This window comes from Streptococcus oralis (assembly GCF_023109155.1).
GTDB lineage: Bacteria > Bacillota > Bacilli > Lactobacillales > Streptococcaceae > Streptococcus > Streptococcus oralis_BZ.
The window spans coordinates 24,111-44,465 of record NZ_JALDUA010000005.1 but is presented as its reverse complement, the minus strand read 5'-3'; the positions used below and the strand labels follow the sequence as shown (position 1 = coordinate 44,465).

Sequence of the window (20,355 nt, the reverse complement as noted above, 5' to 3'; positions counted from 1 at the left end):
TCTAAGGAAAAAATCTTGTTTGTTGAGATTGTTTTAGTTGGGATGGTCCTATATGAAAAAGGATGAAATTAAAAAATATTTAGACAAAGATCTTGAATTTAATTATAATAGCCGAGGTGCTTGCTTTTTATCGAGTATATGTGTAGTTGGTTATGATTATGAAGGTCAGCAGTTTGATACAATTGATGAAGCTATGGAAGCTAAAGTATTTGACGGGAAAAGCTTAGTAGATATATGGGATGAAGTTTTTCCACAAGTTTTTTAAAATGAAAAGCACCTTTGATGAACTGCACCCCAAAAGTTAGATTTTTTCTGTCTAACTTTTGGGGTGCAGTTCAAATGTATGAGATATTTTTAGTTTTGATTTAATTTCGATATTTTTCCGGAAAATACTTTTTTTTCGGAAAGTCAAGATTTTGTTATTATTTATGATATACTGGTACCGTAATTATATCCTTACAGAGGTTAAGTAAGGGTTTCAGTACACGTCAATAGATGTCAAAATATTGATTTTAAGCGATTTTTGATTTTTGGAAACTCATTATATCGCACTACAAATCAATAAAAACTCTACCTTTTACTCTACCTTTTTTAGATAAATATATCATCTGGATATTGAAGTTAAGCCCTGCTATCATTTCGATGGCAGGGCTTTTTAATGTTTGGGACACTACCTTCTTATCTATATTTTGATGGAGCTGAAGTTGACATCTACAAAGTTTAATGTTAAAATACATTCAAAAATATATTTGAATGAGGTGCTTTATGGTTCAAAATGTTGTTACTTCAATAATCCTGTATTCTGGGACAGCCGTAGACTTACTTATTATCCTAATGTTATTTTTTGCCAAAAGAAAAAGCAGAAAAGACATCATTAACATCTATTTAGGACAATTTCTAGGCTCTGTTAGTCTAATATTGCTAAGTTTACTTTTTGCATTTGTCTTAAATTATATTCCTAGTAAAGAGATTTTAGGTTTGCTCGGTTTGATTCCAATTTTCCTAGGACTCAAAGTTTTGCTTTTAGGAGATTCTGATGGAGAAGCTATTGCAAAAGATGGTTTGCGCAAAGATAATAAAAACCTGATTTTTCTAGTCGCTATGATTACTTTTGCAAGTTGTGGTGCTGACAATATTGGTGTTTTTGTCCCATATTTTATTACCTTAAATTTAGCGAATTTGATAGTGGCTTTACTTACCTTTCTAGTCATGATTTATCTCTTGGTTTTTTCTGCCCAAAAATTGGCACAAGTCCCTTCTGTTGGAGAAACTTTGGAAAAATATAGCAGATGGTTTATTGCCGTTGTTTATTTAGGACTGGGGATGTATATCCTGATTGAAAACAACAGCTTTAACATGCTAAGGACTGTGTTCGGCTAGGAGAAAAAATTATGAAAAAAGATAGTATCTGCCAAGTGAATATTATAAATCAGCAAAATGTTACAACCGCAACGAACTACCTTGAAAAGGAAAAAGTCCAAAAATCACTTCGTATTTTATCAAAGTTTACCGATAATAAACAGATAAATATCATCTTTTATCTCCTTGCTGTTGAAGAACTCTGTGTCTGTGATATAGCCTGTTTACTAAATCTCAGTATGGCATCTGCCTCCCACCATCTTCGTAAACTAGCCAATCAAAACATCTTGGATACTAGAAGAGAGGGGAAAATTATATATTATTTTATAAAAGATGAGGAAATCAAAGACTTTTTTAATCAACTAGGATAACAACTATTTTTACTACTTTATCATGATTATATATAGGACTTATCTATGAAATTTTTTGATAAAAATTACTCACATGAAAGACTACTCGTAGCAAATCTTTAAGAAAAAAGTATAATTTAAAGCAAAGCGACCTAGGTAATGCAGGTCAAGTTAGCCAAGTTTAAAAGGGAGAAATCTGAAAGAAAATGTATCTTTGATAGTAGTCATTTATTGTGAAATATGATATATTTATTGATTAGATGGATGAATATTTCTAAAGTTAAATAAAATATGACAGATACATGCTTTTTAGTGTATCTTGTTTGTACTCAAAATATGAAGTGACTATCCAATATTTAAGATTAATAAATATTATACGATGAGATAGAATACTACAAAATGAAAGGCAACGTAATCCGATGAAGAAAGACAGATTAATTGTATTGACAGATGCTGTTCTAGCAATTATTATGACCATCTTGGTTTTAGAGTTAGAAAAACCAACAACACCAAGTCTTGAAGCTTTTTGGGATTTACGGCAAAATTTCTTTGCTTGTTTTCTTTCCTTTTTCTGGTTGGGATCGTTATGGATGGCACTAAACACATTATGGGAAAAGGTTGAGAAAATTTCCTCAGAAATTATTTGGTGGAATTTGTTTCTACTCTTGGAGCGGCAGGAGTTCTCTTTGGAGAATTTCATGCCATCCAAGATACCAGTCTGAATGATGTGGTGGACCGGATCTATATAAATGTCAAGGATTTACCGTTTCAGTCCTTGGGAGCTTTAGCTAATATCCTGTCTGATATTAAGAAGGGACTGATTCAAGACAGTCATATCTGGTCTTTCTTCCAGTCATTTTTCAAACAATATCAGTTGATAATCAGCTTAAATCAGATCTATCAGTTTGTCTATCTTTCTCTGATGGAGATCATGTCCTATCTTCACTTTGATTATTGGAAAAAAACGGCTCGGTCAGGAGCTAGTATGAATAAGGAGAACAAATGAAACGTTTAAAAATGTTATGGCATATTATGCAGGTTACGGGTTTTACTCGGTTTGCTCTGAGTTTTGTGACCTTTGTTTTTGGGTCAGGAGGCGTGCTTTTCCTAGTTGAACCTGCTATCACAAATTACGGAGACGGTCTTTGGTATGCTTTTGTGACTTCGACGACTGTCGGCTACGGGGATCTCCTAGCTGTGACCTTGATTGGAAGGATTACCAGTGTCTTCTTGACGATTTATGGGCTCATATTTTTTGGCTGTTTATCAGCTGTTATTTTTAATTATTATACCAATTTAAATAAGGAAAGAGGAGAGGACAAATGACTGCCAATTATTCAACACGGGAATACCGTGAGAAATTATACGATGACCTTCATGTTCGATTGAGAGATACAGCGATTTTGATGTGTGCAATTTTTATTGCCTCTATCGGACTAAATATGAATTCAACAGCTGTCATTATAGGAGCCATGTTGATTTCACCTCTCATGACACCGATTGTTGGACTGGGATTCGGTTTAGCTATTTTTGATACGCGTTTAATCAAGCAATCTCTAGAGGTTTTATTGACTCAAGTGTTGGTCAGTTTGCTTGTCTCGACTCTGTATTTCTGGATTTCTCCCTTGTCTTATGCAAGTAGCGAGTTGATTGCACGAACCTCTCCAACCATTTGGGATGTCCTCATTGCTATTGCTGGTGGGATTGCTGGTGTGATCGGTTCAAGGAAAAAAGAAGCAAACAATATCGTGCCAGGAGTAGCCATTGCTACAGCTCTGATGCCGCCTATCTGTACTGCTGGCTATGGTTTAGCTAATGGGAATGTACGATTTTTATTGGGGGCTCTCTATCTTTTCTTGATCAACTGTGTCTTTATCATGCTAGCCAACATTGTTGGAACAAGAATTTTGATGAGAAAATCTCCTTTAACTTCATTTAAAGAGCTGAGCATTAAAATGAGAATTGGCTTGATATCTTTGATTGTATTGTTGATTCTTCCAGCTAGCTATTCGGCAGTTACTCTGACAATAGAACAAGCGCGCAAAGAAGGGATCAAACAGTTTGTAGGAAAAGAGTTCGCCAATTATACGGTTATTAATCAAGTCTACAAGTCAAGTAACAATGAATTGGTCTTGACGGTTGTTGGAGATCCGATTTCAGAAGAAGAATTAGAAACACTCCACCAAAAACAAGCCTCTTACGGTATTCAATCTGTTCAATTGAAAGTGAATCAAGTTCAGAACTCGCCAACATTAGATAGTGAAGCGACCAAGGAATTTTATGAAAACATTGACAAGTATATTGATCAAAAACTCTCTGAAAAAGATTCACAAAACGATCTCGTAAAAGAAAATGAAGCAGACAAGGATTGAGGACAATGAACTGAATCGGTTTTTACGCCGTGTTTTTCTTGTATCTTCCTCTTTCTTACTTATAGCAGGTTGTTTTTGCTTGAATAAGAAATAAATTAGAAGTTCTATCATCTAAGAAAAATGATGAAAAAAATCATTTAACTAATGGTGTGAACGTTTAGTGTTTATCAGCTCCATTCTCTGTAATTTTGGGGGTAAAATCCACACCATTTAGATAAAATTAGTTGAATTTGATTGGAAAAACGCTTTTATAAAAGCGGAGAAAAGTCTTGATATTACGCTGTTTTTAGTCCAACTGAAATTCATACTTTCCAAACCAGGTCTTAAGAAAAAAGGTAGAGAAAAAGGTAGAGTTTGGATTGAAATACAGTGCAATATATCGCATTTGGCAAAAAGAAAAAACGCTTTAAATCAGCGTTTTTCTTATGTATTGATTCGTATTGAACCCCTACTTAACTTCTGTAAACACTACGTGCTTGCGAAGTTTTGGTGAGTATTTCTTCAATTGAAGACGGTCTGGAGTGTTACGTTTGTTTTTAGAAGTAAGGTACAAGCGTTCACCAGATTCTTTGTGTTCAAGTGTGATATTTACGCGCATGGTATCTCCCTTCTATTATTCAGCTGATGCAGCTTTAGCGATTTTACGTCCTTTGTAGTATCCTTTAAGTGATACGCGGTGAGAACGTGAGTAATCTCCAGTAGTTTCGTCAAAGTTTACAGATGGAGCTGTTACTTTGTAGTGTGTACGACGTTTGTTTTTCTTCGCTTTTGAGGTGCGACGTGCAGGTACTGCCATTTTCTTTTCTCCTTTAGGTATTTAAATTCGATTCAATCTAGTGATTTTCATCAACCATACTAGGATAACACATTTTTTTTGTAAAGTAAAGTTACTTGACAAAAAAAGATAAAAAAATTAGAAGTCATTCAATCAAATTAATCGAAATTTTCTGAAAATTCAAGAATTTTCTTCTGTTCATTGCCTTTAAAATGTGCTATAATAGTAAAAACTGAAATGGGAGGGATAAGATGACTGAATTAGATAAACGTCACCGCAGTAGCATTTATGACAGCATGGTTAAATCACCAAACCGTGCCATGCTTCGTGCGACTGGTATGACAGATAAGGACTTTGAAACACCGATTGTGGGAGTGATTTCAACTTGGGCGGAAAATACCCCTTGCAACATTCACTTGCATGATTTCGGGAAATTGGCCAAAGAAGGTGTCAAATCGGCAGGTGCTTGGCCTGTTCAGTTTGGGACTATCACCGTAGCGGACGGGATTGCCATGGGAACGCCTGGTATGCGTTTCTCTCTAACATCTCGTGATATCATTGCGGACTCTATCGAGGCGGCTATGGGTGGTCACAACGTCGATGCCTTCGTCGCTATCGGTGGCTGTGACAAGAACATGCCTGGTTCTATGATTGCCATTGCTAATATGGATATCCCGGCTATTTTCGCCTATGGTGGGACTATTGCACCGGGTAATCTTGATGGCAAAGACATTGACTTGGTTTCTGTCTTTGAGGGAATCGGAAAATGGAACCACGGTGACATGACAGCTGAGGACGTGAAACGTCTTGAATGTAATGCCTGTCCTGGTCCTGGTGGTTGTGGTGGTATGTACACAGCTAATACCATGGCGACTGCTATCGAAGTTCTCGGTATGAGTTTGCCAGGATCTTCATCTCACCCAGCTGAATCAGCTGACAAGAAAGAAGATATCGAAGCAGCAGGACGTGCTGTTGTCAAGATGTTGGAGCTTGGACTCAAACCATCAGATATCTTGACTCGTGAAGCCTTTGAAGATGCTATCACTGTAACCATGGCTCTCGGTGGTTCTACAAATGCCACTCTTCACTTGCTTGCCATTGCCCATGCGGCTAATGTTGACTTGTCACTTGAGGACTTCAATACAATCCAAGAGCGTGTGCCTCACTTGGCCGACTTGAAACCATCTGGTCAGTATGTCTTCCAAGATCTCTACGAAGTCGGTGGTGTGCCAGCGGTTATGAAATACCTCTTGGCAAATGGTTTCCTTCATGGCGACCGTATCACATGTACTGGTAAGACAGTCGCTGAAAATTTGGCTGACTTTGCAGACCTTACACCAGGCCAAAAAGTCATTATGCCACTTGAAAATCCAAAACGTGCAGACGGTCCGCTTATCATCTTGAACGGGAACCTTGCCCCTGACGGTGCGGTTGCCAAGGTATCAGGTGTTAAGGTGCGTCGTCACGTTGGACCAGCCAAGGTCTTTGACTCAGAAGAAGATGCTATTCAGGCCGTTCTGACAGATGAAATCGTTGATGGTGATGTAGTCGTTGTTCGTTTCGTTGGACCTAAGGGTGGTCCTGGTATGCCTGAGATGCTGTCCCTTTCATCCATGATCGTTGGTAAAGGTCAAGGAGACAAGGTTGCCCTCTTGACGGATGGTCGTTTTTCTGGTGGTACTTATGGTCTGGTTGTCGGACATATCGCTCCTGAAGCTCAGGATGGTGGACCGATTGCTTACCTCCGTACAGGTGATATCGTTACGGTTGACCAAGATACCAAAGAAATTTCCATGGCCGTATCAGAAGAAGAACTTGAAAAACGCAAGGCAGAAACAACCTTGCCACCTCTTTACAGCCGTGGTGTTCTCGGTAAATATGCCCATATCGTATCATCTGCTTCACGCGGAGCCGTGACAGACTTCTGGAACATGGACAAGTCAGGTAAAAAATAAACTCATACTCTTCGAAAATCTCTTCAAACCACGTCAACGTCGCCTTGCCGTACTCAAGTACAGCCTGCGGCTAGTTTCCTAGTTTGCTCTTTGATTTTCATTGAGTATCAAAAAGCAAGCCATCTTCGGCTTGCTTCTTTTTATCTTCAAAAGTGATTTGCCTGCTTAACGAGGTGGCAGTCCAAGGGCAATACGTCCGTAGCGACTAATTCGTGTAATCTTCCAGGCAGGCGACCAGGTAACTTCAACCTTGACATCTTCGATACCCTCGATTTGTTTCAGACCTGCGACGATTTCGATAGGCAAACTTTCGGCGCAATCACAGGCAGTATCGGTGAAGGTCATGACAATCTTGCAGAGACCCGTTTCATCCAGATTGATTTCATAAATCAGTCCTAGATTGTAAACATCCAATTCCACATCTGTATCAAAAACCTTCTCTAGTTTTTCGATAATTTGGTCTTGCAAGGCCAAAGCACGGTCATTGATTTTGATATCCTCTCTCATTACAGTCCCTCCACGTGATAAATATCCTCTATTTTCTCATAATTCTGACAATTTGGCAAGTTTTTGATGAATTTTCTGAAAAGACTCTCTTGCGATTTTCTCCTCTCACTGTTTTAATCCCTCTATTTATGGTAAAATAAGACTATTAAGTTTAAAGAGGATTCCCTATGAAATTACAAAAACCAAAAGGAACGCAGGATATTTTACCTGCTGAGTCTGCCAAGTGGCAGTATGTTGAGGGCTTTGCCCGTGAAATTTTCAAGCGCTATAACTATGCGGAAGTGCGCACGCCTATTTTTGAGCATTACGAGGTCATCAGTCGCTCTGTCGGAGATACAACGGATATCGTAACCAAGGAAATGTATGATTTCTATGACAAGGGTGATCGTCATATCACCCTTCGTCCAGAAGGAACTGCGCCCGTTGTCCGCTCTTATGTGGAAAATAAACTCTTCGCCCCAGAAGTGCAAAAGCCAAGTAAGTTCTACTATATGGGCCCTATGTTCCGTTATGAGCGTCCACAAGCAGGTCGTTTACGCCAGTTCCACCAGATTGGTGTCGAGTGTTTTGGCTCTAGCAATCCAGCTACCGATGTGGAAACCATCGCTATGGCAGCTCATTTCTTGAAAGAAATCGGCATCCAAGGTGTCAAATTACACCTCAACACTCTCGGAAATCCTGAGAGCCGTGCGGCTTATCGTCAGGCCTTGATCGACTATTTGACACCGCTCAAGGAGACCTTGTCGAAGGATAGCCAACGTCGTTTGGAGGAAAATCCTCTCCGTGTCTTGGACTCTAAGGAAAAAGAAGACAAGGTGGCAGTAGAAAATGCGCCGTCTATCTTGGACTTCCTTGATGCAGAAAGCCAAGCTCATTTTGATGCCGTCCGTCAGATGTTGGAAAATCTGGGTGTAGACTATATCATCGATACCAATATGGTACGTGGTTTGGACTACTACAACCACACGATTTTCGAGTTTATCACTGAGATTGAGGGCAATGATTTGACAGTCTGTGCGGGTGGTCGTTACGATGGTTTGGTTGCTTACTTTGGTGGTCCTGAAACTGCTGGGTTTGGTTTTGGACTTGGTGTAGAGCGCCTGCTTCTCATCCTTGAAAAGCAAGGTGTGGCTCTCCCTATCGAAAACGCCCTAGATGTCTATATCGCAGTCTTGGGTGAAGGAGCAAATGTTAAGGCCTTGGAATTGGTACAAGTCCTTCGCCAACAAGGATTCAAAGCAGAACGTGACTACCTCAACCGTAAACTCAAAGCTCAGTTCAAGTCAGCCGATGTCTTTGCTGCTAAGACCCTCATCACTCTCGGAGAGAGCGAAGTCGAAAGCGGACAAGTGACAGTTAAGAACAACCAAACTCGAGAAGAAGTTCAAGTGTCACTTGAGACCATTAGCCAAAACTTTTCAGAAATATTTGAAAAATTAGGATTTTAATGACAGATAAGCTGGTCAGGAATACATCCTGACCCTCTTTTTCCTAGGATTAACATTGCTCTTGCTTGCTCCAAAATATCTTTATAAAACTATTACTACCGTTTCTATTTTTGCAAGAGGAATTCGCTTATTATCCCTTTTAGTTGCGACTGTATTCCACATTTTTATCAAGATGATGTAAATAACAATGCTAAGTCTTCATTTCAATAGGAGTCTTTTATGAAATTACTTAAAAATCTTGGCTGGTTTCTTCTAGCTATTCTATCCTTTTACTTTGGCTATGGTCTGGTTCAGAGTATGGCTTTATCAGCGCTTGACCTAGGGGCTTCGATCTTTGGAGTCTTGCCACTCTATATCGCCCTGTCAGGGGCCTATGTTTATGGAGTTTACAGATGGTATCAGACAGAAAAGGTTAGCATCCAGACGACGGTTTTTAATCGTTATATTTGGTTGCCAACTCTGGTTTTGCTAGTGGCGATTATAGCCCAGTTCTTTTTGCCAGAAGATCCGTCAGTCAATCAACAAATCGTATCACAACTGACAGTTGCTCAGCCTGTCTTTGGTTTCTTTATGGTGGTAGTCTTTGCTCCTCTGACGGAAGAACTCATCTTTAGAGGGATGCTGGCGCGTTATCTCTTTCCTAAGCAAAACAATAGTAAACAGACAGCTCTGTTTCTCCTCGTATCAAGTGTGCTTTTTGCCTTGATTCATTTTCCAGGGACTTTGCAACAGTTTTTAGTTTATGCTAGTCTGGGATTGAGTTTGGGTCTGGCTTATGTGAGCCGAAAAGGTCTTCTTTATAGCATTTCTCTCCACGCTTTGAATAATTTAATCGGCTTTTTGATGATACTCATGCTATAATAGAGTCAGGAGGTCACATGAAACGAGTAATTTTATTAGCAGTGATACAGGCGGTCGTTCTCTTCTTTATCATCGGGGCACTTGCCTATGCCTTTAAAGGCGATTTCTTTTACAACTATCTAGCAATTGTCTTTGCGCCTATTGCAGGTATCTTGCGTTTTGCTTCGGCTTATGCGACGGAGATTGTTCTACCTAAAAAGGCAGCTGAGATTTCTGAAAAGCGTAAAAAAGGTTAAGAATCATAATCAGAGAATCCGATGACGTTTTCATTGGATTTTTTGTCTGTTCGTTTTGATTTCTAAAGACAATCAAACTTTTCTGCTGATTTTCATGAAGTGCCTGCGCTTTTATGGTAAAATAGTAACAGAATAAAAGAGGAGAGAAACAATGAAACGTAGTATGTATGCTGGTCGTGTTCGTGAGGAACACATCGGACAAGAAATGACCTTGAAAGGATGGGTTGGCCGTCGTCGTGACCTTGGTGGTTTGATCTTTATCGACCTTCGTGACCGTGAAGGAATCATGCAGTTGGTTATCAACCCTGAAAAAGTATCTGCAGAGGTTATGGCAACAGCTGAAAGCCTTCGTAGCGAATTTGTTATCGAGGTGACGGGTCAGGTTGCTGCACGCGAGCAAGCAAATGATAAATTGGCAACGGGAGCAGTTGAGCTGAATGTGACAGCTCTTACGGTTCTTAATACAGCAAAAACAACACCTTTTGAGATTAAAGATGGTATTGAGGCCAATGACGATACACGTTTGCGTTACCGTTACCTTGACCTTCGTCGTCCAGAGATGTTAGAAAATCTCAAACTTCGTGCTAAAGTGACCCACTCTATCCGTAACTACTTGGATGAGTTGGAGTTCATCGATGTGGAGACGCCATTCCTTTCTAAGTCTACACCAGAAGGAGCGCGTGACTATTTGGTGCCATCTCGTGTCAATAAAGGGCATTTCTACGCTCTTCCTCAAAGTCCACAAATCACTAAGCAGCTCTTGATGAATGCTGGATTTGACCGTTACTACCAAATCGTTAAATGTTTCCGTGACGAGGACTTGCGTGGTGACCGTCAGCCTGAGTTCACCCAGGTCGACTTGGAAACATCCTTCCTTACGGAGCAGGAGATCCAAGATATTACAGAAGGCTTGATTGCGCGCGTGATGAAAGAAACCAAAGGCATTGACGTGACGCTTCCATTTCCTCATATGAAGTATGATGACGCGATGTCTCTCTATGGTTCTGATAAGCCAGATACTCGTTTTGATATGTTGCTTCAGGACTTGACAGAAGTTGTCAAGGGTATTGATTTTAAAGTCTTCTCAGAAGCACCTGCTGTTAAAGCCATTGTGGTCAAAGGAGCTGCAGACAACTACTCACGTAAAGACATTGACAAGATGACTGAAGTAGCCAAACAATATGGTGCCAAAGGTCTTGCTTGGGTCAAGGTGGTTGATGGAGAATTAAATGGACCAGTTGCCAAGTTCTTAACTGCTATCCAAGCAGAATTGACTGCAGCACTTGGTCTTGAAGATAAGGATTTGGTTCTATTTGTGGCGGATACGCTTGAAGTGGCCAATGCAACACTAGGCGCCCTTCGTGGCCGTATCGCCAAAGAGCTTGGCTTGATTGATAACGATAAATTCAACTTCCTTTGGGTAGTTGACTGGCCAATGTTTGAATGGTCTGAAGAAGAAGGTCGCTACATGAGCGCCCACCATCCATTTACTCTTCCACAGGAAGAGACAGCTCACGAATTAGAAGGTGATTTGGCTAAGGTTCGTGCCATTGCTTACGATATCGTCTTGAACGGTTATGAACTTGGTGGTGGTAGCCTTCGTATCAACCAAAAAGACCTTCAAGAACGCATGTTCAAAGCACTTGGTTTTTCAGCTGAAGAAGCCAATGACCAGTTCGGCTTCCTTCTTGAAGCCATGGACTATGGTTTCCCACCACACGGTGGTTTGGCGATCGGTCTTGACCGTTTTGTGATGCTCTTAGCAGGAGAAGAGAATATCCGTGAAGTCATTGCCTTTCCTAAGAACAATAAGGCAACCGACCCAATGACACAAGCTCCATCAACAGTCGCTCTCAAACAACTAGAGGAACTCAGCTTACAAGTAGAAGAAGATGAAACAAGCAAAACGAATTAAGCGGTGGCGCTATTATCTGCGCCGCTTTGCTTATCAGATAAAAATCTTACGAGTTTTACAAAGTATCTCTCGGGAAAAATATGATGAGAAAGTATCGGCTTCTCTGGTTTATGGCTTTCTGTCAGCGGTAGCAGTCAATTTCTTTTTTCAACCAGGACACGTTTACTCCAGTGGTGCGACAGGTCTGGCACAGATTATCTCTGCCTTGAGTAATCACTGGTTTGGTTTTTACATTCCGATATCGCTAACCTTTTATGCTATCAATTTTCCATTGATGATTTTGGCTTGGTATCAGATTGGGCATAAGTTTACAATCTTTACCTTCATCACAGTATCCATGAGTTCCCTCTTTATCCAGATTGTACCAGTTGTGACCTTGACAGAGGATCCCATTATCAATGCCCTTTTTGGGGGTGTTGTCATGGGCTTGGGGATTGGTTTTGCGCTCCGTAACAATATTTCTAGCGGAGGTACAGATATCGTCAGTCTGACCATTCGAAAGAAAACGGGTAAGAATGTCGGTAGTATTTCTTTCCTGGTAAATGGGACCATCATGCTGATAGCAGGTTTGACCTTTGGTTGGAAATACGCCCTTTACTCCATGATTACCATCTTTGTCTCCAGTCGTGTGACAGACGCGGTCTTTACAAAGCAAAAGCGCATGCAGGCCATGATTGTGACCAATAATCCTGACAAGGTAATCGCAAAAATCCATAAAAAATTGCACCGCGGAGCAACCATGATCCACGATGCAGAAGGAACCTATAATCACGAGAGAAAAGCAGTCTTGATTACGGTTATCACACGAGCAGAGTTTAATGATTTTAAACACATCATGAAACAGGTTGATCCGACAGCCTTTGTCTCTGTATCCGAAAATGTCCACATCCTAGGACGATTCGTAGAAACAGACAATTAATAATACTCAAAAGACCAGCCTTGAGGCTGGTCTTTATTTTTCGATAATTTTGTGTCCAATCAACTGGCGGTAACAAATCTGTTTATTGTTTTTGGCATCGTTAATAATCTGGAGAATGGTTTCAAAGGAAACGCGCCCGAGTTCTAAGCTATTGATATCCACATAGGCTGCCAAGTTCAGTTTAGGGTTGACCGAGTCAAAGCTGAGGACAGGGACATCCAGTTGGTGTTTTGCGATGTAATCACAGACCCCTGCAGCAAGAAGGCTATCAATAGTAATAATAGCATCAATATTTGGATCATGCTCGAAGAGAAGTTTACTAAAGCGATAACCATTATCTTCAAGAAATTCGGTCGCAAAGTAGGTCAGATTTGGATCAATAGGAAGTTGGTATTGTTTAAGAGCTAACTCATAACCCATTAGACGATCTTGTGTTACGAAAAGTTTTTTGGTTCCTCCGATGAAGGCAATTCGCTTGCATCCTTTTTTGATGAAATATTCTGTTGCATCAAAACCTGCCTGGACATTGTCATTATCGACGAGCGGAATGAAGGGAGATAGAGATTTACCTAAGATAAGGAAAGGAAATTGCTCATCTGCTACTAGCTTAACCAAAGGATCTTCTTCTTGGGCATAGAGGAAAATCAAACCATCTACACGCTTACCATAGACCATCTGGGAAATAGCTTTGAGCCGCTCTTTTGCATCTTTCCCCGTTGCAATCTGAATAGCATAGTGGTTCTCAGATGCCACTTGGGCGATCCCTCGTAGAACAGATGGGAAGAAAGGATTTTGGTAAAAGGCATCCGAGTCATCAGGAAGCACCAGGCCGATAACTTGAGTATAGCTACTTACCAAGCTACGAGCATTGAGATTGGGGTGGTAGTTGAGCTCCTTCATCGCCTTGCGAACTCGTTTTTTGGTTTCATCACTAATCGTTGATTTGTTTTGAATAACGCGGGTAACAGTTGAAGGTGAGACACCTGCTGCCTTGGCCACGTCTTTAATCGTAACGGGCATAAAAATCTCCTATTTATGATAATCTGGATCACGGAAGTGTGTCTTGTAAAAAATGGTGACCAGATAAAGAACAAAAAGAATGTTTTGTACAGTGATAAGGGTTGCCATATTTTGGCCAAAAAGCCCCAAAATAAGCGTAATCAGAGTGGGTAATCCTAAACAGTTCAAGATAAAATGGTAGCACTCTTTAAAGGTCCTAAATGAAAAGAGGCGTGATTTTTTGGTGATATAAAGGAGAAAGCTAGCTCCAAGAGAGACAATGAAGAAATTCAATCCAAAGAGAAAGCTTGCACCAAGAACGAGAAAGAGACTGATATAGACCCGATTTTGTTGGTACCAATCTTTAGAAATGGCTTGGGTTAGATCTTCCTTACTCTGGAAACTCTCCGTTTGAATCGCGTGGTAGCGAATGCGAGTTAGTTCCTTACTTTCCTTGCTGATGACGAGTTCTTCCGTATCAAAATGAAGTTGCAAGTGCTTTGGCAATTCTTTGTTTTGGCTTGGGCCAATTAAAAGAGAAGGCTGCTGATTTTTAGTTCCAGCATAGCTCAGTTTTCCATCTATTATCTGCGCATTCTCCGACAAATCCATGATCGCTTCATCTGTCAGGGGTGTGTAGACATTATCGATAAACGTATCCAGTGGATACGTTTCCTGTGAGCTGTTTTGAATGGCAATTGGAACCATAGACAAGCTGATGAGGAAAATGCTAGTAAAGAGGAGTTGAAACCAGTTGAGTCCAAAACGTTTTGACAGGGGCTTACGAAATCCCCAAATACTTGAAAAATATGAAAATGGATATGGAAGCATAGGCATCTTTCTAAAAGTGTTTTCTATATGAGTATTATTATATAGAGAAATGTGCTTTATTTCAAGTCTAGGAGACAAATTGCTTGCTTCAAGAATAGTTTTATAGTCACAAGCTCTAATACTCAATGAAAATCAAAGAGCAAACTAGGAAGCTAGCCGCAGGTTGCTCAAAGCACTGCTTTGAGGTTGTAGATAAGACTGACGAAGTCAGTTACATATATCTACGGCAAGGCGAAGCTGACGTGGTTTGAAGAGATTTTCGAAGAGTATAAAATGAAAAAGGGTGGCGGGGATAAATTATCCCTTGTCGCCACCACTTGTAAGTCCTGAAACAAAGTTCTTTTGTAGGAAGAAGAAGAGAATACAGATTGGAAGGGCGATGAGGATAGCACCTGCTGAGAAGTAGGCAATCTTCAAGTTTTTCACATTGCTGACAAAGGTCTGTAGACCAACGGCAACTGTAAAGTATTCTTTCTCACGAAGCAAGAAACTAGAGAGGATATAGTCTCCGAAAGGTCCCATGAAGGCCCAGAGCGCTTGTACTGCAACCATTGGGCGAACGAGTGGGAGAACAATTTGCCAGAAGCGACGGAAGTGTCCTGCACCATCTAGTTTTGCTGATTCATCAAGAGACATCGGTACTGTGTCGAAGTAGCCTTTCATCAACCAAGCATTCATCGGGATACCACCACCGACATATAGGAAGATGAGGAACCAGCTTTGGTTAAGGGCATTCAACATAAGGGCCATAACGAAGAAGGCTGTCAAAGCGGCCATAGTTGGCACCATTTGGATAATCAAGAAGAAGACCAAACTTTGTTTACGAGCCAAGAAGTTGTAACGGCTGTAGGCATAACCAGCAAGTACGATGATACTTGTTTGAACAGCCATTGTAATCAAGGCGATAATCAAAGTGTTGAGGTACCAAGTGCCGTACAAGGTTTCAGTGAAGAGCCCTTGGAAGTTGGCAAAGCTAAAGTCGACGTTAGCATCTAGTTTAAAAGCTACGACGTTACCAGTCTTGAAGGCTGACATAATAGTAATCAAAAGTGGATAGATAATCACGATTGAAAGACCAATCAAGTAGAGGTAAGTGAGGGTTTGAGTCAGTCTACGTTTGAGTTTGATTGAGTTATTCATCTTAGACGTCCTCCATATCAAATGCGTGTAGTTTCTTGAATGCGATCATAGAGATAGAGATGACAATGATAGAGATGATCAAGGTAACAGCTGCCGCCATAGAGTATTGAGGAGATGTACCTGTTGTCAAGCGATAAATCCATGAGATCAAGATATCAGTTGAACCGGCTCCACCACCAACGCTACCAGGACCTCCGCCGTTGAAGAGGTACATGATAGAGAAGTTGTTAAAGTTGAAGGTGTATTGGCTGATCAATGTTGGTGCTGCAACAGCCAAAATCATAGGGAAAGTGATGTTGCGGAATTTTTGCCAAGCATTGGCACCATCGATATAAGCCGCTTCGTAGAGGTCGTTAGGAATTGACTGCAAGATACCCAAAGTCAAAACGTAGATGTATGGGAATCCTAGCCAACCTTGCATCATAATCAAGGCAATCTTCGTCCAAGTTGGGTCTGTTTTCCAAGGGATAAGAGCACCGTCAAGGAAAGGAAGAACCTTAGCCAAGATAGGCAATACTTGAGTGTTGATCGCTCCGACACTATCGTTAAACATGTTTGAGAATGTCAAGATAGTGATGAAGGCTGGAACAGCCCAAGGAAGAAGGAAAATAACACCAAAGATACGTTTTCCTTTGATAAATGGTTGGTTAGCAATGATAGCAGTGAAGATACCAATCACAATCTGCAAAGTAGAAGCAGACAAGGCCCAGATGATGGTCCAAGAAAGAACCGCACCGAAGGCTGAACGGAAGGTACTTAAGCTCCAGATGTTTGTAAAGTTAGTCAAACCAACCCAGTCCAACAATTTGTTTGGTGGCAAGTGTTGGAAGTCATAGTTGGTAAAGGCAATCATCAAGGTTACGATAACTGGGAAGATAATCGCAAATGTCATAGCGACGTAAGATGGGATGATCAAGAGGTAAGGGAAACCATTCTCATAAATACCTTTGATCATATCTTTAAAAGTACGTGGGACAGGAATTCCATTGTTAATACGTTTTGCGATTGTATGTGCATCTTTAATATTTGAGAAATAAAAGAGCACATAAACGACTACAAAGATTAAATGGAAGGCACCACGAATCAGCATAAAGAGGGAATTATCACGACCTGGCTTGTCACCAAGAGTGATCAAATTGTGCAATTCAGGGGCTGCAAGTGCTAGGAAATAAAGAACAAATACGATAGTTACACCAAGGAAGATAAAACCTTTGGCCTTTTGTTTATTGTAAATCTGTCCTAACCCAGGAATCACTGAAAGCAAGGCTGCTTTGCTAGGTTGTTGGTTTTCCATGAATACTCCTTTCATAGGATACGAGATTGAAGTTTGTCTCCAATCACTAGATAGGCAACTGCAATCATTCGTAAATTTATAAAATCAAAGGGGGATTTGTATTCTCCCCCCTTGTAACGAATTCAATTATTCACCAAATTTTTGTTTGATTGTTTCTTTGATCAATGTTACAGCATCGTTAGCAGCTGTCTTAGCATCTTTTTTACCACTTACAGCGTCAAAGAGCATTGTTTTAGCTGGATCCCAAACAGCTGACATTTGAGAAATGTTTGGCATTGGTTGAGCGTTCTTGAACTGTTTGATAACAGCTGTTGTCAACTCATCGTTTTTACCTTCAGCGTATGAACGAGCTTCAGTGTTAGCTGGGATTTCGTTAGTTGCATCGTAGAATGCTTTTTGTTGTTCAGTTGAAACAAGGAAGTCTACAAATTTTTGTGCAGCTTCAAGGTTCTTAGTGCTTGATGGGATGATCCAAGCTTTACCACCACCGAATGGTGTGTATTCTTTACCATTTGGAAGAGTTGGAATAGTAGCAACACCGTAGTTTACTTTAGCATCTTTGAATGCTTGAGCTTTCCAAGGTCCATCGATGATAGCAGCTGTTTTACCTTCTTGGAATTGAGTTTGGATCAAGTTTGCAGCACCTTCAGTATCTTGCATACCTTTAGGCCATTTTTCATACCAAGATTTAGCGTAGTTGACACCAGTGATAGAACCGTCGTTTGCAAGACCGATGTCTTTAGCGTCTTTACCGTTTTGTCCGAATACGTAACCACCGTTACCAGCAAGAAGTCCGTATGCGTAGTAGAAGTTTGTCCAGTCAGCTAGGAATGCAGTAGTTTTGCCATCTTCACCAGCGAAAGCGTATTTGCTGTCTTTAGCAAGTTCTTCTAATTCAGCAAAAGTTTTTGGAGCTTCTTTTAGCAAGTCTTTGTTGTAGTACATAACAAGTGACTCAATAACGGCAGGAGCACCGTAAACTTTACCGTCAGCAGCTGTTACAAGAGATTTAGTCTTATCATCTGTTTTTGCACCATCGCTCAAAGTAACTTCTGAAAGTTGTCCGTCAGTACCAAGGCTACCTACGCGGTCGTATGGTGCCATCATAACGTCAGCAGCTTGACCTGATTGGTTGTCAAGAGAAAGTTTGTCAAGTCCACCAAGTTGGTCACCTGATTTGATGTTAACTTTTGTACCTGATTCTTTTTCATAAGCTGCAGCAACTTTTTCAGCGTAGGCTTTGTATTGGTCTTCAACGTAGAAAGTGATTTCTTTTGCTTCAGATGAGCTAGTATCAGCTGCTTTATCAGCAGTTTTGCTTCCGCAAGCTACCAAAAGTAAGCTAGCAAGAGTAGCAGTTCCGAGCACAGCAGCGCTCTTCATGAATTTAGATGACATAGTGTATTCCTCCTAAAGAATAACAAAAATAATTTAATGAGAAAACGCAAACGTTTTCTTTTACGAACTTAGTATAGCACAAATAGAAAACGGTTGCAAGCTTTTTTAGAAAAATTTTTAAAAAAATTTTAAGGTTTCAAACATTTGTTAAAGCCCATATATAGGAAAGAACTTAAAATGTTTGTTTTTTTTGAATTGAAAATATATTAGGAAAACGATTGCGTAAATTCGGCTCGGTTTTTCAGAAAATAGAGCAGATATTGGGAATGAATTATCTTAAATCAGAAAATCTTTAAAATTTTTTCGCTTATTTCATAAAATATCAGTGGCAACAAGTTTTGTTTGATTAAAATAATTCAAAAAAATTTTTTAAAAACGCTTGCATTTGTTTTTGAAATGCGTTATACTTAAATTAACGCAAACGTTTGCGCCTTAATTGCGCAACGTTTTATAACAAACACATGAGGTGCTATTATGAAAAAACGTCAAAGTGGTGTGTTGATGCACATCTCTTCTCTGCCAGGAGCATACGGGATTGGATCATTTGGCCAGACTGCCTATGATTTCGTTGATTTCTTGGTTCGTACCAAGCAACGTTACTGGCAAATTCTCCCTCTTGGGACAACAAGTTATGGAGATTCTCCATACCAATCATTCTCAGCCTTTGCTGGGAATACGCATTTTATCGACCTTGATATCTTGGTAGAGCAAGGCTTGCTCGAAGCCAGTGATCTTAAAGGTGTTGACTTTGGTAGCGATGCATCTGAAGTTGACTATGCGAAGATTTATTACGCACGTCGTCCACTTTTAGAAAAAGCAGTGAAACGCTTCTTGGAAGTGGGTGATGTCAAGGATTTTGAGAAGTTTGCTAAAGATAACCAATCATGGCTCGAACTCTTCGCAGAATATATGGCTATCAAAGAGCATTTTGACAATCTTGCTTGGACAGAATGGCCTGATGCAGATGCTCGTGCTCGTAAAGCTTCAGCACTTGAAAGTTACCGTGAGAAATTGGTAGACAAGTTGGTTTACCACCGTGTGACTCAATACTTCTTCTTCCAACAATGGTTGAAATTGAAAGCCTATGCTAACGATAACCACATCGAAATTGTTGGGGACATGCCTATCTACGTAGCGGAAGATTCAAGCGACATGTGGGCAAATCCACATCTCTTTAAGACAGATGACAATGGTAAAGCAACTTGTATCGCAGGATGCCCACCAGATGAGTTTTCTGCCACTGGTCAGCTTTGGGGGAACCCAATCTATGACTGGGAAGCAATGGACAAAGACGGTTACAAATGGTGGATTGAACGTTTGCGCGAAAGCTTCAAGATCTACGATATCGTTCGTATCGACCACTTCCGCGGGTTCGAATCTTACTGGGAAATTCCTGCTGGTTCCGATACAGCAGCACCTGGTAAATGGGTGAAAGGTCCAGGCTACAAACTCTTCGCAGCCGTTAAGGAAGAGCTTGGTGAGCTAAACATCATCGCAGAAGACCTTGGTTTCATGACAGATGAAGTCATTGAGTTACGTGAACGTACTGGCTTCCCAGGAATGAAGATTCTTCAATTTGCCTTCAACCCAGAAGACGAAAGTATCGATAGCCCACACTTGGCGCCTGCCAACTCTGTTATGTACACAGGAACACACGATAACAATACGGTCCTTGGTTGGTACCGTAATGAGATTGACGATCCAACTCGTGAATACATGGCTCGTTACACGAACCGTAAAGAGTATGAAACAGTGCCACACGCTATGCTTCGTACAGTCTTTTCATCAGTTAGCTTCATGGCAATTGCAACTATGCAAGATTTGCTAGAATTGGATGAGGCAGCTCGTATGAACTTCCCATCTACCCTTGGTGGAAACTGGTCTTGGCGTATGACTGAAGATCAATTGACACCAGCAGTCGAGGAAAATTTACTTGACTTGACTACAATTTATCGCCGAATCAACGAAAATTTGGTAGAATTAAAGAAATAAGACA

At 40.5% G+C, this 20,355-nt stretch carries 23 protein-coding genes; 14 read left to right on the top strand and 9 right to left on the bottom strand.

The features are described 5' to 3' along the window. Positions 1 to 52: 52 nt before the first annotated feature. Entirely contained in the window at positions 53 to 265 is a 213-nt protein-coding gene (locus tag M1F63_RS08835) for a hypothetical protein (RefSeq protein ID WP_000710706.1), read from the top strand. A 286-nt stretch (positions 266 to 551) separates the two neighbouring features. On the opposite strand, the gene M1F63_RS10185 is transcribed toward M1F63_RS08835, so the two are convergent. Next, on the bottom strand, positions 552 to 737 hold the full coding sequence (locus M1F63_RS10185; RefSeq protein WP_009013804.1) for a hypothetical protein: 186 nt from the start codon (positions 735 to 737) through the stop codon (positions 552 to 554). A 28-nt stretch (positions 738 to 765) separates the two neighbouring features. Here M1F63_RS10185 and M1F63_RS08830 point away from each other — a divergent pair, with 28 nt between their 5' ends. The 6 genes from M1F63_RS08830 to M1F63_RS08805 all read left to right on the top strand — a co-directional run bounded on the left by M1F63_RS08830 (position 766) and on the right by M1F63_RS08805 (position 4,081). Then, positions 766 to 1,380, top strand: coding sequence for a CadD family cadmium resistance transporter (locus M1F63_RS08830; protein WP_000250556.1), 615 nt, complete (start codon positions 766 to 768; stop codon positions 1,378 to 1,380). Positions 1,381 to 1,391: 11 nt separating this feature from the next. Beyond that, positions 1,392 to 1,730, top strand: a complete 339-nt coding sequence (gene cadX, locus M1F63_RS08825) for a Cd(II)/Zn(II)-sensing metalloregulatory transcriptional regulator CadX (protein WP_000711083.1) — start codon at positions 1,392 to 1,394, stop codon at positions 1,728 to 1,730. A gap of 398 nt (positions 1,731 to 2,128) precedes the next feature. Further along, positions 2,129 to 2,431, top strand: a complete 303-nt coding sequence (locus tag M1F63_RS08820; protein ID WP_006151097.1) for a TMEM175 family protein — start codon at positions 2,129 to 2,131, stop codon at positions 2,429 to 2,431. Beyond that, positions 2,356 to 2,715, top strand: a complete 360-nt coding sequence (locus M1F63_RS08815) for a hypothetical protein (protein ID WP_000397555.1) — start codon at positions 2,356 to 2,358, stop codon at positions 2,713 to 2,715. The genes M1F63_RS08820 and M1F63_RS08815 overlap by 76 nt, the downstream gene beginning before the upstream one ends. Further along, complete coding sequence (locus M1F63_RS08810) at positions 2,712 to 3,035, top strand: potassium channel family protein (protein ID WP_000825751.1); 324 nt, start codon at positions 2,712 to 2,714, stop codon at positions 3,033 to 3,035. The genes M1F63_RS08815 and M1F63_RS08810 overlap by 4 nt, the downstream gene beginning before the upstream one ends. Next, entirely contained in the window at positions 3,032 to 4,081 is a 1,050-nt protein-coding gene (locus M1F63_RS08805) for a DUF389 domain-containing protein (protein ID WP_000126416.1), read from the top strand. The genes M1F63_RS08810 and M1F63_RS08805 overlap by 4 nt, the downstream gene beginning before the upstream one ends. Before the next feature lie 448 nt (positions 4,082 to 4,529). Here the strand turns inward: M1F63_RS08805 and rpmG are convergent, their stop codons facing one another. Further along, positions 4,530 to 4,679 carry a 50S ribosomal protein L33 gene (rpmG, locus tag M1F63_RS08800; RefSeq protein WP_001265622.1) on the bottom strand — a complete coding sequence of 50 codons (150 nt, stop codon included), beginning with the start codon at positions 4,677 to 4,679 and terminating at the stop codon, positions 4,530 to 4,532. A 15-nt stretch (positions 4,680 to 4,694) separates the two neighbouring features. Continuing rightward, on the bottom strand, positions 4,695 to 4,877 hold the full coding sequence (gene rpmF, locus M1F63_RS08795; RefSeq protein WP_000290417.1) for a 50S ribosomal protein L32: 183 nt from the start codon (positions 4,875 to 4,877) through the stop codon (positions 4,695 to 4,697). A gap of 230 nt (positions 4,878 to 5,107) precedes the next feature. Here rpmF and ilvD point away from each other — a divergent pair, with 230 nt between their 5' ends. Continuing rightward, complete coding sequence (gene ilvD, locus M1F63_RS08790; RefSeq protein WP_000137343.1) at positions 5,108 to 6,811, top strand: dihydroxy-acid dehydratase; 1,704 nt, start codon at positions 5,108 to 5,110, stop codon at positions 6,809 to 6,811. A 165-nt stretch (positions 6,812 to 6,976) separates the two neighbouring features. Here the strand turns inward: ilvD and M1F63_RS08785 are convergent, their stop codons facing one another. After that, positions 6,977 to 7,318, bottom strand: coding sequence for a metal-sulfur cluster assembly factor (locus M1F63_RS08785; protein ID WP_001206380.1), 342 nt, complete (start codon positions 7,316 to 7,318; stop codon positions 6,977 to 6,979). Between the two features lie 167 nt (positions 7,319 to 7,485). On the opposite strand from M1F63_RS08785, the gene hisS reads away from it, so the two are divergent. From hisS to M1F63_RS08760, 5 genes are all read left to right on the top strand, one after another. Further along, the gene (gene hisS / locus M1F63_RS08780) at positions 7,486 to 8,766 is read left to right on the top strand and encodes a histidine--tRNA ligase (protein WP_247941222.1); all 1,281 of its coding nucleotides are present in this window, start codon (positions 7,486 to 7,488) and stop codon (positions 8,764 to 8,766) included. A 219-nt stretch (positions 8,767 to 8,985) separates the two neighbouring features. Then, positions 8,986 to 9,627, top strand: a complete 642-nt coding sequence (locus M1F63_RS08775; RefSeq protein WP_247941221.1) for a CPBP family intramembrane glutamic endopeptidase — start codon at positions 8,986 to 8,988, stop codon at positions 9,625 to 9,627. Between the two features lie 17 nt (positions 9,628 to 9,644). Further along, the gene (locus M1F63_RS08770; RefSeq protein ID WP_247941220.1) at positions 9,645 to 9,863 is read left to right on the top strand and encodes a hypothetical protein; all 219 of its coding nucleotides are present in this window, start codon (positions 9,645 to 9,647) and stop codon (positions 9,861 to 9,863) included. A 151-nt stretch (positions 9,864 to 10,014) separates the two neighbouring features. Beyond that, positions 10,015 to 11,778 (top strand): aspartate--tRNA ligase, encoded by a 1,764-nt coding sequence (gene aspS / locus M1F63_RS08765; RefSeq protein ID WP_247941219.1) that lies wholly within the window; start codon positions 10,015 to 10,017, stop codon positions 11,776 to 11,778. Beyond that, positions 11,756 to 12,697, top strand: a complete 942-nt coding sequence (locus M1F63_RS08760) for a YitT family protein (RefSeq protein ID WP_000806296.1) — start codon at positions 11,756 to 11,758, stop codon at positions 12,695 to 12,697. The genes aspS and M1F63_RS08760 overlap by 23 nt, the downstream gene beginning before the upstream one ends. 33 nt (positions 12,698 to 12,730) lie before the next feature. On the opposite strand, the gene M1F63_RS08755 is transcribed toward M1F63_RS08760, so the two are convergent. The 5 genes from M1F63_RS08755 to M1F63_RS08735 form a co-directional block, all read right to left on the bottom strand. Continuing rightward, a complete protein-coding gene (locus M1F63_RS08755; protein ID WP_001145418.1) occupies positions 12,731 to 13,717 on the bottom strand; it encodes a LacI family DNA-binding transcriptional regulator in 987 nt (328 codons plus the stop codon). 9 nt (positions 13,718 to 13,726) lie between these two features. Next, on the bottom strand, positions 13,727 to 14,527 hold the full coding sequence (locus tag M1F63_RS08750) for a DUF1189 domain-containing protein (protein WP_247941218.1): 801 nt from the start codon (positions 14,525 to 14,527) through the stop codon (positions 13,727 to 13,729). Positions 14,528 to 14,824: 297 nt separating this feature from the next. Next, a complete protein-coding gene (locus M1F63_RS08745) occupies positions 14,825 to 15,667 on the bottom strand; it encodes a sugar ABC transporter permease (protein WP_001065656.1) in 843 nt (280 codons plus the stop codon). 1 nt (position 15,668) lies between these two features. Next, positions 15,669 to 16,961 carry a carbohydrate ABC transporter permease gene (locus M1F63_RS08740; RefSeq protein WP_000431414.1) on the bottom strand — a complete coding sequence of 431 codons (1,293 nt, stop codon included), beginning with the start codon at positions 16,959 to 16,961 and terminating at the stop codon, positions 15,669 to 15,671. A 126-nt stretch (positions 16,962 to 17,087) separates the two neighbouring features. Beyond that, the gene (locus M1F63_RS08735) at positions 17,088 to 18,359 is read right to left on the bottom strand and encodes an extracellular solute-binding protein (protein WP_000095461.1); all 1,272 of its coding nucleotides are present in this window, start codon (positions 18,357 to 18,359) and stop codon (positions 17,088 to 17,090) included. 474 nt (positions 18,360 to 18,833) lie between these two features. Here M1F63_RS08735 and malQ point away from each other — a divergent pair, with 474 nt between their 5' ends. Next, on the top strand, positions 18,834 to 20,351 hold the full coding sequence (gene malQ / locus M1F63_RS08730; protein WP_049484849.1) for a 4-alpha-glucanotransferase: 1,518 nt from the start codon (positions 18,834 to 18,836) through the stop codon (positions 20,349 to 20,351). Positions 20,352 to 20,355: the final 4 nt, after the last annotated feature.

Coding starts and splice junctions, on each gene's coding strand:
- rpmG (WP_001265622.1), bottom strand. CDS start 4,679: ATGCGCGTAAATATCACACTTGAACACAAAGAATCTGGTGAACGCTTG.
- M1F63_RS08805 (WP_000126416.1), top strand. CDS start 3,032: ATGACTGCCAATTATTCAACACGGGAATACCGTGAGAAATTATACGAT.
- M1F63_RS08835 (WP_000710706.1), top strand. CDS start 53: ATGAAAAAGGATGAAATTAAAAAATATTTAGACAAAGATCTTGAATTT.
- cadX (WP_000711083.1), top strand. CDS start 1,392: ATGAAAAAAGATAGTATCTGCCAAGTGAATATTATAAATCAGCAAAAT.
- M1F63_RS08760 (WP_000806296.1), top strand. CDS start 11,756: ATGAAACAAGCAAAACGAATTAAGCGGTGGCGCTATTATCTGCGCCGC.
- M1F63_RS08820 (WP_006151097.1), top strand. CDS start 2,129: ATGAAGAAAGACAGATTAATTGTATTGACAGATGCTGTTCTAGCAATT.
- M1F63_RS08750 (WP_247941218.1), bottom strand. CDS start 14,527: ATGCTTCCATATCCATTTTCATATTTTTCAAGTATTTGGGGATTTCGT.
- ilvD (WP_000137343.1), top strand. CDS start 5,108: ATGACTGAATTAGATAAACGTCACCGCAGTAGCATTTATGACAGCATG.
- M1F63_RS08735 (WP_000095461.1), bottom strand. CDS start 18,359: ATGTCATCTAAATTCATGAAGAGCGCTGCTGTGCTCGGAACTGCTACT.
- M1F63_RS08755 (WP_001145418.1), bottom strand. CDS start 13,717: ATGCCCGTTACGATTAAAGACGTGGCCAAGGCAGCAGGTGTCTCACCT.
- M1F63_RS10185 (WP_009013804.1), bottom strand. CDS start 737: ATGTATTTTAACATTAAACTTTGTAGATGTCAACTTCAGCTCCATCAA.
- M1F63_RS08830 (WP_000250556.1), top strand. CDS start 766: ATGGTTCAAAATGTTGTTACTTCAATAATCCTGTATTCTGGGACAGCC.
- malQ (WP_049484849.1), top strand. CDS start 18,834: ATGAAAAAACGTCAAAGTGGTGTGTTGATGCACATCTCTTCTCTGCCA.
- M1F63_RS08775 (WP_247941221.1), top strand. CDS start 8,986: ATGAAATTACTTAAAAATCTTGGCTGGTTTCTTCTAGCTATTCTATCC.
- rpmF (WP_000290417.1), bottom strand. CDS start 4,877: ATGGCAGTACCTGCACGTCGCACCTCAAAAGCGAAGAAAAACAAACGT.
- M1F63_RS08770 (WP_247941220.1), top strand. CDS start 9,645: ATGAAACGAGTAATTTTATTAGCAGTGATACAGGCGGTCGTTCTCTTC.
- M1F63_RS08745 (WP_001065656.1), bottom strand. CDS start 15,667: ATGAATAACTCAATCAAACTCAAACGTAGACTGACTCAAACCCTCACT.
- aspS (WP_247941219.1), top strand. CDS start 10,015: ATGAAACGTAGTATGTATGCTGGTCGTGTTCGTGAGGAACACATCGGA.
- M1F63_RS08810 (WP_000825751.1), top strand. CDS start 2,712: ATGAAACGTTTAAAAATGTTATGGCATATTATGCAGGTTACGGGTTTT.
- M1F63_RS08785 (WP_001206380.1), bottom strand. CDS start 7,318: ATGAGAGAGGATATCAAAATCAATGACCGTGCTTTGGCCTTGCAAGAC.
- hisS (WP_247941222.1), top strand. CDS start 7,486: ATGAAATTACAAAAACCAAAAGGAACGCAGGATATTTTACCTGCTGAG.
- M1F63_RS08740 (WP_000431414.1), bottom strand. CDS start 16,961: ATGGAAAACCAACAACCTAGCAAAGCAGCCTTGCTTTCAGTGATTCCT.